We start from the raw sequence: 15,252 nt of genomic DNA on the forward strand, positions 1-15,252 counted from the left end.
CGGCCGCGAAAGCGGCCGGAAGTCGAGCACGCCCGGTCATGCCGGGCGTTTTTGTTGGGCCGTCAGGCCGTCTTGGGGGCCGTGTCGATGAACGACTGGCGCTGGGACAGCTTGTCGTACAGGCGGGCCAGATTGGGCTGGCCGGTGCGCCAGTCCAGGGTGGCAAAGCGCAGGTCCAGGTAGCCAAGGGCACAGCCGACCGCGATGTCCGCGAGGCTGTAGTTGATGCCCATGCAATGGGCGTTGTCGCCCAGGCTTTTGTTCATGGCGTCCAGGCTGGCGTGGATCTTGCCGTATTGGCGTTCGATCCATTCCGGGCTGCGCTGGGCCTCGGGGCGCTGGTTTTCCTTGACGATGGTCACGCAGGCGTCCAGGAGGCCATCGGCGATGGCTTCCCAGCACTTGACGGCCGCGCGGTCGCGTCCCTGCTGAGGAATCAGCCGGGCGACCGGAGACAAGGTGTCAACGTATTCGACGATGACGCGCGAATCGAACAGGGCACCGCCATCTTCCATCACCAGGCAGGGAACCTTGCCCAGCGGGTTGTACGTTTGGATCTGCGTGTCGGCGGACCAGACGTTTTCGAGTTCAAGCCGGTAGTCCAGCTTTTTCTCGGCCATGACGATGCGCACTTTGCGCACGTAGGGACTGGTAAGCGAGCCGATCAGTTTCATGGAGTCACAAGCGGAGTCGGAAAGCGGCCGAAGTATAGCAGGCTGTATGACGGCCGGAATTGTCCGCAGGGCGGAATCTTCGTCAGTTTGCCACAATGTCAGGCGGCCCCGGATGATAAAATCGCCGGGTTTTCCCATCCGTCGCTTTTTCCCTACCAGACCATGCAAATCGCCGATCAGCTGAGCCAACTTAATGCCCTTTCGCCACTGGATGGCCGCTACGCTTCCCGGGGCGACGCGCTGCGCGGTCTGCTGTCCGAAGCCGGCTTCATGGCGCACCGCGTCGAAGTCGAGGTCGCCTGGCTAATCGCCCTGTCGGACGCCGGCCTGCCCGAGCTGCCGGCCTTCTCCGAGGCCGCCCGCGCGCGCCTGGCCCAGTTGGTCGCCAACTTCTCCGAAGCGGACGCCGGCCGCATCAAGGATATCGAGCGCGTCACCAACCACGACGTGAAGGCCGTCGAGTACTGGCTGAAGGAAAAGGTCGCCGATGACGCCGAGCTGGCCCGCGCGGCCGAGTTCATCCACTTCGCCTGCACCTCTGAAGACATCAACAACACCTCGCACGCGCTGATGCTGTCGCGCGCCCGAGATCAGGTTGTGGTGCCGCGCCTGCGCGAAGTGGCCGCCAAGCTGAATGACCTGGCCGTTGCCAACGCCGACCAGCCGCTGCTGTCGCGCACGCATGGCCAGCCCGCCAGCCCGACCACGCTGGGCAAGGAATTCGCCAACGTGGCCGCGCGCCTGAACCGCGCCATTGCCGCGGTCGAGGCCGTCGAGCCCCTGGCCAAGCTGAACGGCGCGACGGGCAACTACAACGCCCACCTGTCCGCCTACCCCGAAATCAACTGGCCTGAGTTCAGCAAGCGCGTGCTGTCCGGCCTGGGCCTGACCCAGAACCGCCACACCATCCAGATCGAACCGCACGACTGGATGTCCGCGCTGTTCGACGCGATCACCCGTGCCAACATCATCATCCTGGACCTGGATCGCGACATCTGGGGCTACGTGGCGCTGGGCTACTTCAAGCAGCGCCTGAAGGAAGGCGAGGTCGGTTCGTCGACCATGCCGCACAAGGTCAACCCGATCGACTTCGAAAACTCCGAAGGCAACCTGGGTCTGGCCAACGCCGTGCTGCGCCATCTGGCCGACAAGCTGCCGATCTCCCGCTGGCAGCGTGACCTGACCGATTCCACCGTCCTGCGCAACCTCGGCGTGGGCCTGGGCTACTGCCTGGTGGCGTGGGACGCCTGCATGCGCGGCCTGGGCAAGCTCGAAGTCAACACGGCTGCCATCGACGCCGATATCGACGCCTGCTGGGAAGTCCTGGCCGAGCCGGTGCAGACCGTCATGCGCCGCTATGGCCTGCCGCAGCCCTACGAGCAGCTCAAGGCCTTGACGCGCGGCAAGGGCATCACCGAAGAAGCCCTGCGAGAATTCATCCAGGGCCTGGCGCTGCCTGAAGAGCCGAAGGCCCGCCTCCTGGCGATGACCCCGCGCTCGTACATCGGTCTGGCTGCCGATCTGGCCCGGGCGGTATAGTCGCCGTGCCGCGCGCGTCATGCGCGCGGCTTTCACGTTGTACCTACGGGAGATAGCAATGAAGAAGTTGTCCACGCTCGCTGCGCTGGCCTGTATGACGGTGGGTCCGCTGCTGGCGACGCCCGCCTCCGCGCAATTCGCCAAGCCCGAAGATGCGGTCAAGTACCGCCAGTCGGCGCTCTCGCTGATCGGCTCGCACTTCGGCCGCATGGCGCCGGTAGTCAAGGGCCAGGCGCCCTATGACGCCGCGCAGATCAAGGCCAACGTCGATGTGTTGAAGACGCTGTCGGCATTGCCGTGGGCGGGTTTCGGTCCGGGTACGGAAGGCGGTGACGCCCGTCCGGAAATCTGGAGCGATGCCGCGGGCTTCAAGCAGAAGCAGCAGGCGTTCCAGGACAACATCGTGAAGCTGTCGGCAGCCGCCGACGCAGGCGACCTGGACAAGCTGCGCGCGGCGTTCGGCGACGTCGGCGCCAGCTGCAAGGCCTGTCACGATTCCTACCGCAAGAAGAAGTAAGGCGCCGGACCGTCATCCCGGCCCTTCGCCGTTTCAAGCAAGAAGCCCCATCTCGGGGCTTTTTGTTTTGCGCTTCTTGATGGGGAGCGGTCAGGAGAACGACATGTCGGACACGATCTCGAGCGATCGTATCCACAGCACCAGCCCGGTCACGCAGGCGCCCAGCAACAGGGCGCGCAACCAGATGGCCAGGCCGTCTTGCGCGGGCGGCGTGCCGGCAGGGACGTCCTTGGCATCGACGTTGCCGGTGATGATGGCGCGCACCAGGCGCTTGCGGCGCACGACAACATACCAGGTGACGGCCAGCAGGTGCAGGGCGACCAGGCCGATGATGACCCACTCATTGAGCTTGTGCCAGGACGTCATGGCGTTGGCCGTGGCTTCGGAGACGTGCCCGAACAGCGGGCCCTGCGTCATGATGTCGTCGGTGGTGAACAGGCCGCTGACCGCCTGAAAGCCCACGACCAGCAACAGCGCCATGACCGACAGGGCGCCCAGCGGATTGTGGCCGGCGGGGGCTGCCGCGCCCTTCAGATAGCGGGCCACGGCGCCGGGCCCGCGAACGAAATGCGCGAACCGGGCATAGCGCGGTCCGGCAAAGCCCCACAGCAGGCGAAAGAGGATGAGGCCCAGCGCCGTACAGCCGAAGCGCACGTGCCAGTCCATATACAGGCCGCCCAGCTTCACGCTGACGAACGCGCCGACGATGCAGACGACAAGCGCCCAGTGAAAGAGCCGGGTGGGGAGGTCCCAGATGCGGACCGCGAGACGATTGTTCTGCATGGTGAGATCAGCGGGCTGAAGTTGCAGGGAATTTATCACGCACAAAGCAAACCGCCGCGGGGTAAGCGCGGCGGTGTGGGTTGCTTAGCGAGCGTTGCGGCGCACCGGTTCGATGCGATGCACGTGCTCGTGGCGGAACCGGATGCGCTGGGCGGGCGTCCTCAAAGCGGGCGCGCCGCACGGCACGACTTCGGTGGTGTAGGTGGTGGTGCCGTTGATCGGCGCGTTGAAGATGACCGTGGCGCGGATCTCGGGGCCGTTTGCCGGCTTCAGGTAGACGATGTCGCCGATGTGGATGGGCATGTCGTCGAGCTGGGTATGGGCCGGGCGCCGGATCAGGTCGGTGGTGGTGAAACGAGTATTCATGTTGTGTGTTCTCTTTAGGTTCTAGTTATTGGAAAAGCTGCGTCTTGTCATGGTGTGCGCGTGGCGGCCAAATGCCGGGCACGTGGCCGGATATTCGCGTCGCGCCTGTCCGCCGGATGTATTGGACAGGCGTTACATGACACTAACGCATTGCTGCCGCCGTTCTTTTGCGCATTCTCATGTTTTTTGCGCGCCGGGCCGGCGTTGAGATGCCTTCGTCCAGTCTTGGAGAGCATCGGTCGGGCTGCGGGGCGCAGGCGCGTTGGCGTGTGCTGGTGCAGCCCTGGGTGCGCACAGAGTGGGTTGGCTCTGGCGCTCGCGGTGGTTGGACCGCGGCATGCGTCGCTGCTTCCGGAAAAGCAACGTGTAATGTGGGTGTATCTGCTTCAGGCCGATCCGGACTGGCGAAAGGGCGAAGGCGTGTGATTTCCGATGGCGCTCTGGGTTTGCGTATTTTGCGTTGTACTTCGCAAGGACGCAGAGCTTACGGGGGGATCTATATGGTGCAGTCGCTTACTGCGGACATGGCGTACCGGAGTTAGGTGCGAACACTTAGGTCCGAAGACCCGACTGCGTAGATCCAATCGTCGATAATATTAGTAATTGGACGATTATGCAAGCATTTTCGGCCGGATGGGCATCCGGCCGTGCAAAAACGCCTCAGTGCGACGCGGGGCGGGCCTGGCGTTGGGCCTCGATGATGAGGCCCTCCAGGCGCGGCGACATGCGCAGCGCCACCTGGGCGCTGGTCGTGCCATCAGGCTGCGGCAAGGTTTCCAGCGCCAGTTCGATGCGCTCGTCGTCGAAGGCCTCGGGCGCGGCCTGAATTTCCACATAGCGTTCCAGCAGCGCGTCTACAGCCTTCTGGGCGTCCGCCAGCGCTTCTTCCGATAGCTTGCCGTGGCCGAGGTACTGATTGACCACCCGTGCCAAGTCATTCATGAAGTGGAGCAATGCGTTCGCGCCGCGGCAATCCGGGAGCGTGAAACCCCAGGGCAGGGGGGAAGCGTTCTGAGTCATGTGGTCAGCCAAGGCAATGTTGTGGGCGGCTGCCTGCCGCCGAATCCGTGATTTTAGAGGACGCCGGCGCTGTGGGCACGGACACCGGCCGCCCTGTGTCAACTCGCTTCGATGGCAACAAATTTCGCCCCTTCCGGACCCAGGGTCGGCGCTACCGGATAATCTTTCCGTAATCTGCAGAATCGGAGTGCAAAAGGATGCGCATGAATTTGGTCCGTGCGTGGGTGACAGGCATGGCGGTGGTCTCGATGCTTTCGCTGGCGGCATGCGTCAACAAAGAGCCGCAGGAGCGCGCCGCCTTCATACAGCTTTTGCAGGTTCGCATGAACAACGTGACGCTCGTGCCGATTGGCCTCTTGAGCAAGCCGGAAAAAGAAGCGATCGGCGGCTACGACGACGCGTACGAGTTGATGACGGACTTCCAGGACGCCATGGCCAAGGCCGCCGCGCCGCTGCGCGAGGTCCTGTCCGTGGAGACGATCCGGTCAGTAAGCGACATCGTGGAGCGCAAGGCCGGCCTGCAGGCGGCTCGCAAGACGCTGGCCGACAGCGCCGCGCAGGTCCAGGCCGCGCGAAGCAAGGCCGACAAGGCGCGTGCGGACCTGGCGTTGCCCGCGGACCTCGCGCCCGTGTATGACGGCGTCTACGACGAGGCGGTGACTGCGCCTGCCGCCGACATGATGCAAGCCGCGGCCCGGATGGACTCGGTCGCCCGCGACGCGCTGGCCATCGCGGACTTCGTGGCGGCCAACGCCGCGGACGTGCGCTTCGAGGACGGGCAAACCAAGGTGGCAAAACCCACGTTGCAACAGGAACTGAACCTGCGGCTGCAAGCCCTGAATGCGCAGTCCGACGGGCTGGAGGCCGCGCGCGCCACGCTGCTGCAGGCGGCCAGCGCGGGTACAGCGGCGCCATAGCGGTTCGGCAGCCCCTTCGCGATCCGAGCGCCGCCCGGCGGCGCTTTGTACAATGCGGCTCTTGCGGCGCATGCCGTGGCGTGGACGGACTATGAGCGAATCTTCAGGCGTGCATTACAGAACCTTCGTGCTTTTGCTCGTGGTGGTCACCATCGCGTTCGGCTGGCTGTTGTGGCCTTTCTATGGGGCCGTGTTCTGGGGCACCATTCTTGCCATCCTTTTCGCTCCCTTGCAGCGGCGCCTGGTGGCGCGCATCGGCGGCCGGCGCAATCTGGCCGCGCTGATCACGCTGCTGCTGGTGCTGCTGCTGGTGATTCTTCCGCTCGTCGTGATCAGCGGGTCGCTGGTGAGCGAAGGCGCGAGCCTCTATCAAAGCATCAAGTCCGGCCAGATCAACTTTGGCGCGTACTTCCAGCAGGCCATGGACGCCTTGCCGCCGTCGGTGCATGCGCTGCTGGCGCGCTTCGACCTGGCCGACATCCCCAGCCTGCAGGACAAGCTGAGCGCCGGCGCCATGCAGGCGAGCCAGTTCCTGGCGACGCAGGCGTTGAACATTGGACAGGACACGTTCCAGTTCGTGGTCAGCTTCGGCATCATGCTGTACCTGCTGTTCTTCCTGCTTCGCGACGGACCGCAGCTGTCGGCACGGCTGCGGCGCGCGGTGCCGCTGAGCGACATGCACAAGCAGCATCTGTTCCGCAAGTTCACGACCGTGGTGCGCGCCACCGTCAAGGGCAACGTCGCGGTGGCGGCGGCGCAGGGCGCGCTGGGCGGCATCATCTTTTCCATCCTGTCGATCCAGGGCGCGCTGCTGTGGGGCGTGATCATGGCGTTCCTGTCGCTGCTCCCGGCGATCGGCGCGGGGCTGATCTGGGCGCCGGTGGCCGTGTACTTCCTGCTGACGGGCGACGTGGTCAAGGGCGCGGTGCTTATCGCGTTCGGCGTGTTGGTCATCGGCATGGTCGACAACGTGCTGCGGCCCATTCTCGTGGGCAAGGACACGAAGATGCCCGACTACGTGATCCTGATCTCCACGTTGGGCGGCATGGCGTTGTTCGGCCTGAACGGTTTTGTGATCGGTCCGCTGATTGCGGCGTTGTTCATGGCAAGCTGGGATCTGTTCTCGCCCGCGGCAAGTGATCCCACTGTTGTGCCCGCAGCGAGCGCGCCGCTACCGGGCAACCCCGTCGCCGGCACGCCGCCGGCGGCCGGCGGCGCTGCTGCGGGTACGCAGGCAGCGCTGGCCCGGGACCGGCAACCCCACGACGATTGAGCGCGCCGGGCGCCCATGCGCGCCCGGCCGGGTGTATGGTGTAGCAGCGCCGGTCATCGCGGCCGGCCTTTCGTGTCAACTTCGCCAAACAGGAGCGCGTTGGATATGGAATGGAAACTGCATCGGTCGGGCTGGATCGAAGAACGCAACTTTGACATCGAATTTGCCGAAACGCCTGACGGGTACCACACCCGCGTGCGCATCTTCGGCTTTCCCATCCTGGAAGACACCAAGCACGTGTTCCCCAACGAGGCGCTGGCCGAGAAAGGCGCGCTGACGCTGCTCAAGAGCCAATTTGCCGGCACGCCGGATCTGGAAGAGAAATAGGCTGCCAAGGGTCGGCAGCGGGGGCGTTCTGCAATAATCTTTGGGTTTCCATCCAGGCCCGGCGGGGGTGCCGGGAGGGCGTATCGGGAGGCGCATGAGCCCACGGGTGTTGTTTTGGTCGAACGTCCGCGCGATGCGGATCTTGAATGGCGAGGCGCGCCATGGCTGACGGCGAAACGCTCGCGGGCGTGCGCCGGCGCCGGACGCGCCGCTACTCCATGCGCACGGGCCTGCTGGCCCTCGTCTTTGCCTGTATCACCCCTGCGCTCATCGTGGCGACGGTCGCGGTATACGAAAGCTACGTCATCCAGAAGGAACGCATCTTTCGCGACACGATCTTTCTGGCGCGCAATCTCACGGCAATTCTCGATCGCGAGCTCACGGGCGTTGAAGCCGGATTGCAGATGCTGGCTTCGTCTCCGGACCTGGTCGAAGGAGACCTCGCCGGCTTCCATCGGCGCGCACGCGAGTCCGTGCGATTCCAGATCGTCGACAGCTACGTCCTGACCAACAAGGAAGGGCGCCAGATCATCAACACGCAGGTGCCGTATGGCACGGCGTTGCCGTCCACGGGTGCACCTGATCAGTTGCTTCGCGTCTTCCAGTCGCGCATGCCGGTGCTGACGGGTCTGTTCGCCAGCGGTCTGAACAAGGATCCCACCATCGCGCTGGGCGTGCCGGTGGTGCGAGGCGGGGAGGTGGTCTACAGCCTGAACGTGGGGCTGTCGCCCGAGCGCATCGGCAACGTGTTGGGCCGCCGCGCCTTACCGGAGGGCTGGGTGGCCGCGGTGCTGGACGACTCCGGAACCATCGTCGCCCGCACCCGCGACACGTCGAAATTCGTCGGCCAGAAGGCGGTGCCGGCGCTGGCCCGCGCTGTCCAGCAGGAAGGCGAAGGATCGCTGGAAACGATCACCAAGGAAGGCACACCGGTCTACACCGCGTTCAGCCGGTCGGCGCTATCGGGCTGGACGGTTGCCGCAGGCGCACCGATGCAGTTGCTGACCACGGACCTCTACCGCTCCATTGCGTGGATCGGCATGGGCACGTTGTTCGCATTCGGCCTGGGGTTGTGGCTGGCCATCAGGCTGGCGAGCCGGCTGACGTCGGCCGTGCAGGGGCTGGTGGCGCCAGCGCTGGCGCTGGGCGAGGGCCGCACCGTGGAGCTGCCGGCCACGCGCATCAAGGAAGCCCAGGAGGTCGGGGCCGCGATGCTGCAGGCATCGCGCATGCTGGCGCGCGCGCAGCACCTGGCGCACTACGATCCGCTGACCGGCTTGTGCAACCGGGTGCTGTTCGGCGAGCTCGTGCTGCGCGAGCTGGCGGTCGCGCAGCGTAGCGGCGATTCGTTCTCGATCCTGGCGATCGACCTGGATGGCTTCAAGGCCGTCAACGACATGCACGGCCACGCCGCGGGCGACACGGTGCTCAAAGAGGCTGCCGATCGCATGGCCAGCGCCATCCGGGTTTCCGATGTGGCGGCACGGCTGGGCGGCGACGAGTTCGCGGTACTGCTGCTGGGCGCCAATCAGGAGGACGCGCGGCTGGTGGCCGAGGCGCTGGTCGAGAGCCTGTCGCTGCCGTATCCCAACGTTCGCGTCGCGGTGTCGGCGAGCATCGGGATCGCGGTGTATCCCCAGTCGGGCGCCACCATGCTGCAATTGCTCGAGCGCGCCGATGTCGCGTTGTATCGGGCCAAGGGCCTGGGCAAGCGGCGGGTGGCGCTGGACCAGTGAATCCGCCGCCAGGCCGGGCGCGTTACGTGCCTTGGCGAGGCGTGAGCGCCGTCACGACTTCGCCTGATCCCAGTCGATAGCGCTTGTCGTCCAGGGCGATGACGGAATCGCCTTCGGACGTTCTGAATATGTAGCGCAAGCCGGCGCGCGGCACCGCATCAGCCCCCGCATCCTCCGTCCGCAAGAACACTTCTATGCGGTAAAGCCGCCCCGAATTCGTGCTTGCCAGCACGTCGCTCAACCTGCGTGTGGAAATAGCCATGCCGCGATTTCTCCGTTCGGTTTTCGCTAAACTTGCCGCCTTGGTGCCGGGCCAGCCCAGTTCTTGCATAGGCACGGCGCGCAATCGGAAACGGTAATGCAATTGAATCCTGGCCGGAATGCGGCCACTTCCCTCGGTTTGCTGGCGATCCTGCTGTGGGGCACGGTTGTCGGCCTGATTCGTGGCGTCAGTGAAAACTTTGGCCCGATCGGCGGCGCCGCGCTCATCTATACAGTGGGTTCCATCTTGCTGGTGTTGCTGCTGGGATTCCCGAAGCTGCGCACGTTTCCCCGGTCGTATCTCATCGTGGGCAGCCTGCTGTTCGTCGCTTATGAGATCTGCCTGTCGCTGTCGCTGGGATTCGCAGCCGATCGCGGGCAAGCCATCGAGTTGGGCATCGTCAACTACCTGTGGCCGTGCCTGACGGTGGTGTTTGCCATGATCATCAACGGGCAGCGGGCAAGCGTCTGGGTAGCGCCGGGCATCTTGTTGTCGGTTTGCGGCATCGTGTGGGTCGTGGGCGGAGCAGGCGGGCTGTCGTATGAACGCACCGTCGCCAATGTGTCGAGCAATCCTCTCAGTTATGGATTGGCTTTCAGCGGCGCCATCATCTGGGCCGTGTATTGCAACGTGACCAAGCGCTTTGCCGACGGCAAGAACGGCGTCGCGCTGTTTTTCGTGCTGACCGCCGCTGTCCTGTGGATCAAGTATGCGATCAGTGCGGAACCCGCGCTTGCGTTCACGACGCCAGCCACGATCGAGCTATGCGTGGCCGGCGGCGCAATGGCCAGCGGCTACGCATTCTGGAACGTGGGGATACTGCGAGGCAACCTGACCTTGCTGGCCACCGCGTCGTACTTCACGCCGGTCTTCTCCACCTTTTTTGCCGCGCTCTGGTTGGCGACGCCGCTCACCCTGTCGTTCTGGCAGGGCGTGGCGATGGTCACCGCCGGTTCATTGTTGTGTTGGGCGGCAACCCGCGGCAGACCGGCCCGTAACGGATAGTCCGGGCCTGGCCTTCGGTGGGGGAGGACTAGTCGACGAGCATTGTCAGGGCAACGGCGAACCCCAACGGGACCAGCATCAGCGATGCAAAGGTGGAACTCACTATCGCCGCCGATATCTTCAGCCAGGGTTCGGGCCCCGCGCTTCGTATCGTTTGAATCACCAACGCGACGATACCCATAACCATCAAACAGCTCATGAAAACTGCTACGTAAGTCATGTTGTCTCCGTCCTCGCCTTATTTAGGGGATTCGGCGCCGCTGAGCGGTCTTGATGTTTGAGACGATTGTGCGCCTGTATTGCAGGACTGCACCCTAGGGTTTTCCTTGTCGGTTGTCGGCTTTGTGGCGTATTAGCCGCGCACGCTGCAGCATGAAATCGGTGTGCGGGCGCAGCATTTTCCAGCCGTTGTGTCCGGGGGCGGCGGCTTGGCGCGATTGCGCTACGATGGCGTCATCGAAACACCGAAGAGGCCGCCAGATGCCGCAAGAACTCCGCCCCGGCACGCGCGCCACCCTGCAGGTCCGCCAGCTTTCGCCTGGCGAATTTGCCTGGATCATCACCTTGCTTGATCCCCAATCCGGGAATGTGCGCAGCACCAATTATTCGGAAAAGCGATACGCCAGCCAGGATGAAGCCTCCACCGCCGGCAAGGCCGCCGTTGTTGCTTTTCTGGCTGGCGAGGCCCCCGAACGTGAGACTGCTGTGTCCGGCGGCAAGCGCAAGAACTGACGGCTGTTGCGCTTTCCTCGATGGCACTGAACCCCTGAAGGTCCCCAGGCACGCCATTTGCTGATGCTCAACCGAAGCGCGTCGTGCGCTGCTTGAGGAGAGGCAATCATGTCCCAGATCCCGCATCGAGAACCCGGTCAGCCGGACGATCTTACGCCCGACGATCCGGCGCTCCCGGGCAATGCCCCTGCGGACGATCCGCGTCCGGACCCGGGTCGTCCCACCGACAATCCCGACGTCATCGACCCCACGCCGCCCGCGCCGGATCCCCGCGCCCCGGGCACCATCGACCTGGCCTGATTGCGGCCGGCGTCACTTCAATCCAGATCCATTCATCGAAGCAAGGAGGTTTCCATGCGCTCCATCCTGTTGTGGCTGCTTGGCGTGCCCATTCCCATCATCATTCTGCTGGCGCTGTTCTGGCACTGAAGGCCGGTTCGTCATTCCCGCTTTGGCACCCGCGTCAGCGCGGATGCGTAAGACTCTGGACAAGGATCGATCATGCAAAATACGTCTTCATTGAGCCAACCCTATGCCGATGGCGTGCCTCCACGTGAGTCCGCCATTTCGGCCGTGTCGTGGGCGGCGGTCTTCGCCGGCGCGGTGATTGCCGCCGCGCTCTCGCTCGCGTTGTTTGCTGGTGGCACCGGCCTGGGTTTCCTGTCCGTATCGCCGTGGGGCGACGAGGGCATGTCGGCCCCGGCCATCGGTATCGGCATCATCGTCTGGATGTTGATCACGCAGATCATCTCGTACGGCATCGGCGGCTATGTCGCCGGACGCCTGCGGACCAAATGGGTCGACGTGCACTCGGATGAGGTCTATTTCCGCGATACGGCGCATGGCTTTCTGGTCTGGGCGCTGAGCGCCGTGGTCAGCGCTGCGCTGCTGGGATCGGCGCTCGCATCCATGGCATCGGGCGCGGCCAAGGCTGGCGCGTCGGTGGCGGCCACTGCCGGCACCGCGGCGACCGCAGCGGCGACGGCTGGCGCGGCGGGTGCGAGCAGCGGCGGCGGCATGGAACGCGCCACCGACTATCTCACCGACACCCTGATGCGCTCGGAACGTCCTGAAGCCAACACCGACCCTGAAGCGGCCCGTGCAGAAGTCGGCCGCATCGTCGCCATGAGCATCACGCGCGGCGACATGACGCCCGCTGATCGCGACTACGTGGTGAAGGTCGTGGCCGCGCAGGCCGGCGTCGAACCCGCCGTGGCGCAACGCCGCGTCGACGAGGCGATCCAGAACGCCAAGAAGACCGCGGAAGAAGCCAAGGTGAAGGCCAAGGAAGCCGCGGACGCGGCGCGCAAGGCCGCTGCGGCGTTTGCGCTGTGGGGCTTTGCGTCGATGCTGATTGGCGCGTTCGTGGCGAGTCTGGCTGCGACGTGGGGTGGGCGTCGGCGCGATACGGTGTATCGGACTTGATGGGTTGAGATGTACGCAGTCCGAATGAAGGAAGGCCCGTACAGTGTGCGGGCCTTTTTCCTTTGTTTGACGCCACGTCTTTCGTTTGAGCTCGTCACCACCGACGGATTATGAGTCCGTTGCCTGAGCTGCTTTGAAATGCGCGCTAGACACAAGCGCGCGTCGACGAGGACTTATCCAGGGCAGGCGATGTTGCCAAACGCAGCGGTGTCAGCATTCGGTCGAGGGGTGGCGGCTGCCCGGAAAGAAATTCCCAACGCTCCCATGACCTTGAGAATCGTGGCGAAGTCGGGAGAGCGCTCTCCGGAAAGCGCCTTATACAGGCTTTCGCGCGACATGCCTGTGTCCTTGGCGATCTTCGTCATACCTTGCGCACGAGCGATATCTCCGAGTGCTTTTGCAATGAACGCGGCATCGCCATCACTTTCCTCGATGCAGGCGTCCAGATAAAGCGCCATTTCCTCGGCTGTACGAAGCCGCTCTGCGATGTCGTATTTTTTTGTTTGAAGCTTTGCCATGTTTCTGCTCCTATGCGTGTGGAGCCTAATTTCCAAGCGTGTTTACTGCCGATGCAATCACGCCTCATCTTCGTTCAAAGGCAAGAGATTAAAGGCTCGAGGCCAATCGGTAAGCGCTTGCAATGTCAGTCTGTTGCGATGACTTGCTGCCCCCTGCAAGAAGGATTACAAGCGTTCCGTCCTGCCGCTGCGTGTAATAGACCCTATATCCTGGACCGACATCAACCCGAAGTTCCGATACGCCTTTTTCAAGGTTTCGGTGGTCTCCTGGATTGCCGGCACGCAGTCGTTGAATGCGCGCCTGAATTTTCGCCCGAGCCCGCAGATCCTTCAAATCTGCTTCGAACTTGTCATAGTCTTCGGTGCTTTCCAGTTCTTTCATTCCTGGCGCCTATCATCATTCCACCCCTCCTGGCCGGTCGCGGATAAACAACTGTATCCATGTGGATACGATACGTCAAGTATTGTGTAGCCTTTGGGATACATTCCTGGCGTAGTCGGTTGGCATCTGCTGCCTGTTCGGCGAGATGGATTTAAAGCGCGAAGGGAGTGAAGTGAGTCGCAGCCACTGCATGCAACGTTGCATGCGCGGCAATGAAAAAGGCCCGCACGATGTGCGGGCCTTTAGAATTCTTTGGTGGCGCATCCCTGATTCGAACAGGGGACCTGCGGATTATGATTCCGTCGCTCTAACCGGCTGAGCTAATGCGCCATCCCTTTTGCTGAACAGTTTGCGTTGCAATTGCTGCTCAACGAAGAACGAAATTCTAGCACGAAGTTTTTTCGGAGTGCAAGTGGACGGGCGCAAAAATCCCCTCAATCATCCCGAGCCAGCCGGATGCCCGAAAACTGCCACCGCGCCTCGGGCGGAAAGAAGTTCCGGTAGCTTGGCCGGATGTGATCGCGCGGGGTGGCGCAGGAGCCGCCTCGCAGCACGTACTGATTGCACATGAATTTGCCGTTGTACTCGCCAACGGCGCCGGCGCTGGGCTTGAAGCCGGGGTAGGCGTCATAGCCGCTCGACGTCCATTCCCACGCGTCGCCAAACAGTTGGACGGGACCGCCCTGGCCGTTGCGTCCGGGGGCGGGGCGGGAGTCCAGGTGGCCGTTTTCCAGCAGGTTCGCGCGGGCCGAGTAGGTGTCTTCCGAAAGCTGGCGGGCGGCGTGCTCCCACTCGGCTTCTCGCGGGAGCCGCGCGCCAGCCCAGCGCGCGTAGGCATCGGCCTCGAAATAGCTGACGTGGGTGACGGGCGCCTCCAATTCCAGGGGCTGCATGCCGCGCAACGTGAAGACGTGCCAGTCGTCGTCGTCGCTTTCCCAATAGAGCGGCGCGCGCCAGCCTTGCGCGCACACCATGTCCCATCCCATCGACAGCCATAGTTCGGGCCGCTCGTACCCGCCGTCCTGGATGAATGCCAGGAATTCGCGCTGGGTCACGAGGCGATCGGACAGGGAGTAGGGCGTCAGCAAGACGTCGTGAGCCGGGCCTTCGTTGTCGAAGGCAAACCCGCGTCCGTCGTGGCCGATGCGTGTGATGCCGCCTTCGTAGCGGGTCCACCCCGCGTCCGTGGCGGGCGGCAGCGCCGGTTGGCCGGGCGCCACGTACGCGGGCCTGAGCGGATTGGCCGACAGCATGTGCTTCAGATCGGTCAGGATCAGTTCCTGGTGCTGCTGCTCGTGGTTCAGGCCAAGCTCTAGCAATGCGTCGAAGTCGGCATCGTTGCCGCCCAGCCGTGAAATCAGCGCGTGCATCGCTTCGTCGACGTATTGGCGGTACCGCAGCACCTCAGCCAGCGGCGGGCGCGACAAAAGGCCGCGCTGCGGCCGCGGATGTTTCGCGCCGACAGCGTTGTAGTAGGAGTTGAACAGCATCCGGTATTGCGGATGGAAGGGCGGCGTCGATGTGTCGAAGCGCGCCAGCAGGAACGTTTCGAAGAACCAGGTGGTGTGGGCCAGATGCCATTTCACGGGGCTGCAATCGGGCATGGATTGCACCTGGCAGTCTTCGGGGCTCAGCGGCGCGGCGAGCGCGGCGGTGGTCGAGCGTACGGCGTCGTAGCGGTCGTGCTGTCCGGCCTGTCCGCTGGCATAGGGCGCGATGGCGGGATGGGTCAGCAGGCATGCGGGGTCCATGGCGATCCTCCGGGGGGCGTCGTGG

At 63.9% G+C, this 15,252-nt stretch carries 19 protein-coding genes and 1 tRNA gene; 10 read left to right on the forward strand and 10 right to left on the reverse strand.

The genetic code is table 11. From position 1 onward, the window contains the following. Window positions 1-62 precede the first annotated feature (62 nt). Window positions 63-674 (reverse strand): glutathione S-transferase, encoded by a 612-nt coding sequence (locus CLM73_RS08210; RefSeq protein ID WP_105238034.1) that lies wholly within the window; start codon window positions 672-674, stop codon window positions 63-65. Between the two features lie 162 nt (window positions 675-836). Here CLM73_RS08210 and purB point away from each other — a divergent pair, with 162 nt between their 5' ends. Both purB and CLM73_RS08220 read left to right on the forward strand, forming a co-directional pair. After that, window positions 837-2,213, forward strand: a complete 1,377-nt coding sequence (purB, locus tag CLM73_RS08215; RefSeq protein WP_105238035.1) for an adenylosuccinate lyase — start codon at window positions 837-839, stop codon at window positions 2,211-2,213. A 58-nt stretch (window positions 2,214-2,271) separates the two neighbouring features. Then, entirely contained in the window at window positions 2,272-2,730 is a 459-nt protein-coding gene (locus CLM73_RS08220; RefSeq protein WP_105238036.1) for a c-type cytochrome, read from the forward strand. Window positions 2,731-2,820: 90 nt separating this feature from the next. Here the strand turns inward: CLM73_RS08220 and CLM73_RS08225 are convergent, their stop codons facing one another. From CLM73_RS08225 to CLM73_RS08235, 3 genes are all read right to left on the reverse strand, one after another. Next, on the reverse strand, window positions 2,821-3,513 hold the full coding sequence (locus CLM73_RS08225) for a cytochrome b/b6 domain-containing protein (protein WP_105238037.1): 693 nt from the start codon (window positions 3,511-3,513) through the stop codon (window positions 2,821-2,823). A gap of 84 nt (window positions 3,514-3,597) precedes the next feature. After that, the gene (locus CLM73_RS08230; RefSeq protein ID WP_056567258.1) at window positions 3,598-3,879 is read right to left on the reverse strand and encodes a hypothetical protein; all 282 of its coding nucleotides are present in this window, start codon (window positions 3,877-3,879) and stop codon (window positions 3,598-3,600) included. 660 nt (window positions 3,880-4,539) lie between these two features. Further along, window positions 4,540-4,899 (reverse strand): hypothetical protein, encoded by a 360-nt coding sequence (locus CLM73_RS08235; RefSeq protein WP_056567256.1) that lies wholly within the window; start codon window positions 4,897-4,899, stop codon window positions 4,540-4,542. A gap of 203 nt (window positions 4,900-5,102) precedes the next feature. On the opposite strand from CLM73_RS08235, the gene CLM73_RS08240 reads away from it, so the two are divergent. The 4 genes from CLM73_RS08240 to CLM73_RS08255 all read left to right on the forward strand — a co-directional run bounded on the left by CLM73_RS08240 (window position 5,103) and on the right by CLM73_RS08255 (window position 9,152). After that, on the forward strand, window positions 5,103-5,816 hold the full coding sequence (locus tag CLM73_RS08240) for a DUF3053 family protein (protein ID WP_105241424.1): 714 nt from the start codon (window positions 5,103-5,105) through the stop codon (window positions 5,814-5,816). A gap of 91 nt (window positions 5,817-5,907) precedes the next feature. Continuing rightward, window positions 5,908-7,089: an AI-2E family transporter gene (locus CLM73_RS08245; RefSeq protein ID WP_234015826.1), complete on the forward strand. Its 1,182-nt coding sequence runs from the start codon at window positions 5,908-5,910 to the stop codon at window positions 7,087-7,089. 105 nt (window positions 7,090-7,194) lie between these two features. Continuing rightward, a complete protein-coding gene (locus CLM73_RS08250) occupies window positions 7,195-7,416 on the forward strand; it encodes a hypothetical protein (RefSeq protein ID WP_056567253.1) in 222 nt (73 codons plus the stop codon). Window positions 7,417-7,577: 161 nt separating this feature from the next. Continuing rightward, window positions 7,578-9,152 carry a sensor domain-containing diguanylate cyclase gene (locus CLM73_RS08255; RefSeq protein ID WP_105238038.1) on the forward strand — a complete coding sequence of 525 codons (1,575 nt, stop codon included), beginning with the start codon at window positions 7,578-7,580 and terminating at the stop codon, window positions 9,150-9,152. Window positions 9,153-9,174: 22 nt separating this feature from the next. Here CLM73_RS08255 and CLM73_RS08260 read toward each other — a convergent pair whose 3' ends face one another. Beyond that, window positions 9,175-9,483: a 6-phosphofructokinase gene (locus tag CLM73_RS08260; protein ID WP_234015827.1), complete on the reverse strand. Its 309-nt coding sequence runs from the start codon at window positions 9,481-9,483 to the stop codon at window positions 9,175-9,177. A 27-nt stretch (window positions 9,484-9,510) separates the two neighbouring features. On the opposite strand from CLM73_RS08260, the gene yddG reads away from it, so the two are divergent. After that, a complete protein-coding gene (gene yddG / locus CLM73_RS08265; RefSeq protein WP_105238040.1) occupies window positions 9,511-10,419 on the forward strand; it encodes an aromatic amino acid DMT transporter YddG in 909 nt (302 codons plus the stop codon). A gap of 28 nt (window positions 10,420-10,447) precedes the next feature. On the opposite strand, the gene CLM73_RS08270 is transcribed toward yddG, so the two are convergent. Next, on the reverse strand, window positions 10,448-10,639 hold the full coding sequence (locus CLM73_RS08270) for a hypothetical protein (RefSeq protein ID WP_105238041.1): 192 nt from the start codon (window positions 10,637-10,639) through the stop codon (window positions 10,448-10,450). Between the two features lie 260 nt (window positions 10,640-10,899). On the opposite strand from CLM73_RS08270, the gene CLM73_RS08275 reads away from it, so the two are divergent. The 3 genes from CLM73_RS08275 (at window position 10,900) to CLM73_RS08285 (ending at window position 12,576) form a co-directional block, all read left to right on the forward strand. After that, a complete protein-coding gene (locus tag CLM73_RS08275; RefSeq protein ID WP_105238042.1) occupies window positions 10,900-11,151 on the forward strand; it encodes a hypothetical protein in 252 nt (83 codons plus the stop codon). A 108-nt stretch (window positions 11,152-11,259) separates the two neighbouring features. Further along, window positions 11,260-11,451 carry a hypothetical protein gene (locus CLM73_RS08280; RefSeq protein WP_056567236.1) on the forward strand — a complete coding sequence of 64 codons (192 nt, stop codon included), beginning with the start codon at window positions 11,260-11,262 and terminating at the stop codon, window positions 11,449-11,451. Between the two features lie 201 nt (window positions 11,452-11,652). Beyond that, a complete protein-coding gene (locus CLM73_RS08285) occupies window positions 11,653-12,576 on the forward strand; it encodes a hypothetical protein (protein ID WP_105238043.1) in 924 nt (307 codons plus the stop codon). Window positions 12,577-12,749: 173 nt separating this feature from the next. On the opposite strand, the gene CLM73_RS08290 is transcribed toward CLM73_RS08285, so the two are convergent. The 4 genes from CLM73_RS08290 to egtB form a co-directional block, all read right to left on the reverse strand. Continuing rightward, window positions 12,750-13,094, reverse strand: coding sequence for an addiction module antidote protein (locus CLM73_RS08290; RefSeq protein WP_105238044.1), 345 nt, complete (start codon window positions 13,092-13,094; stop codon window positions 12,750-12,752). Window positions 13,095-13,182: 88 nt separating this feature from the next. Beyond that, window positions 13,183-13,476: a type II toxin-antitoxin system RelE/ParE family toxin gene (locus CLM73_RS08295; protein ID WP_105238045.1), complete on the reverse strand. Its 294-nt coding sequence runs from the start codon at window positions 13,474-13,476 to the stop codon at window positions 13,183-13,185. Window positions 13,477-13,729: 253 nt separating this feature from the next. Further along, window positions 13,730-13,806, reverse strand: a tRNA-Met gene (locus tag CLM73_RS08300). A 104-nt stretch (window positions 13,807-13,910) separates the two neighbouring features. Further along, window positions 13,911-15,227: an ergothioneine biosynthesis protein EgtB gene (gene egtB / locus CLM73_RS08305; protein ID WP_105238046.1), complete on the reverse strand. Its 1,317-nt coding sequence runs from the start codon at window positions 15,225-15,227 to the stop codon at window positions 13,911-13,913. Between the last annotated feature and the right edge of the window lie 25 nt (window positions 15,228-15,252).

Origin of the sequence: Achromobacter spanius, assembly GCF_002966795.1 — a bacterium.
Taxonomy (GTDB): domain Bacteria; phylum Pseudomonadota; class Gammaproteobacteria; order Burkholderiales; family Burkholderiaceae_B; genus Achromobacter; species Achromobacter spanius_D.

Bases quoted from the DNA above. Each gene is read 5' to 3' on its own strand.
- CLM73_RS08235 (WP_056567256.1), bottom strand. From the start codon at position 4,899: ATGACTCAGAACGCTTCCCCCCTGCCCTGGGGTTTCACGCTCCCGGAT.
- purB (WP_105238035.1), top strand. From the start codon at position 837: ATGCAAATCGCCGATCAGCTGAGCCAACTTAATGCCCTTTCGCCACTG.
- CLM73_RS08255 (WP_105238038.1), top strand. From the start codon at position 7,578: ATGGCTGACGGCGAAACGCTCGCGGGCGTGCGCCGGCGCCGGACGCGC.
- CLM73_RS08225 (WP_105238037.1), bottom strand. From the start codon at position 3,513: ATGCAGAACAATCGTCTCGCGGTCCGCATCTGGGACCTCCCCACCCGG.
- CLM73_RS08220 (WP_105238036.1), top strand. From the start codon at position 2,272: ATGAAGAAGTTGTCCACGCTCGCTGCGCTGGCCTGTATGACGGTGGGT.
- CLM73_RS08245 (WP_234015826.1), top strand. From the start codon at position 5,908: ATGAGCGAATCTTCAGGCGTGCATTACAGAACCTTCGTGCTTTTGCTC.
- CLM73_RS08295 (WP_105238045.1), bottom strand. From the start codon at position 13,476: ATGAAAGAACTGGAAAGCACCGAAGACTATGACAAGTTCGAAGCAGAT.
- CLM73_RS08280 (WP_056567236.1), top strand. From the start codon at position 11,260: ATGTCCCAGATCCCGCATCGAGAACCCGGTCAGCCGGACGATCTTACG.
- CLM73_RS08230 (WP_056567258.1), bottom strand. From the start codon at position 3,879: ATGAATACTCGTTTCACCACCACCGACCTGATCCGGCGCCCGGCCCAT.
- CLM73_RS08270 (WP_105238041.1), bottom strand. From the start codon at position 10,639: ATGACTTACGTAGCAGTTTTCATGAGCTGTTTGATGGTTATGGGTATC.
- egtB (WP_105238046.1), bottom strand. From the start codon at position 15,227: ATGGACCCCGCATGCCTGCTGACCCATCCCGCCATCGCGCCCTATGCC.
- CLM73_RS08275 (WP_105238042.1), top strand. From the start codon at position 10,900: ATGCCGCAAGAACTCCGCCCCGGCACGCGCGCCACCCTGCAGGTCCGC.
- CLM73_RS08260 (WP_234015827.1), bottom strand. From the start codon at position 9,483: ATGCAAGAACTGGGCTGGCCCGGCACCAAGGCGGCAAGTTTAGCGAAA.
- CLM73_RS08285 (WP_105238043.1), top strand. From the start codon at position 11,653: ATGCAAAATACGTCTTCATTGAGCCAACCCTATGCCGATGGCGTGCCT.
- CLM73_RS08210 (WP_105238034.1), bottom strand. From the start codon at position 674: ATGAAACTGATCGGCTCGCTTACCAGTCCCTACGTGCGCAAAGTGCGC.
- CLM73_RS08250 (WP_056567253.1), top strand. From the start codon at position 7,195: ATGGAATGGAAACTGCATCGGTCGGGCTGGATCGAAGAACGCAACTTT.
- yddG (WP_105238040.1), top strand. From the start codon at position 9,511: ATGCAATTGAATCCTGGCCGGAATGCGGCCACTTCCCTCGGTTTGCTG.
- CLM73_RS08290 (WP_105238044.1), bottom strand. From the start codon at position 13,094: ATGGCAAAGCTTCAAACAAAAAAATACGACATCGCAGAGCGGCTTCGT.
- CLM73_RS08240 (WP_105241424.1), top strand. From the start codon at position 5,103: ATGAATTTGGTCCGTGCGTGGGTGACAGGCATGGCGGTGGTCTCGATG.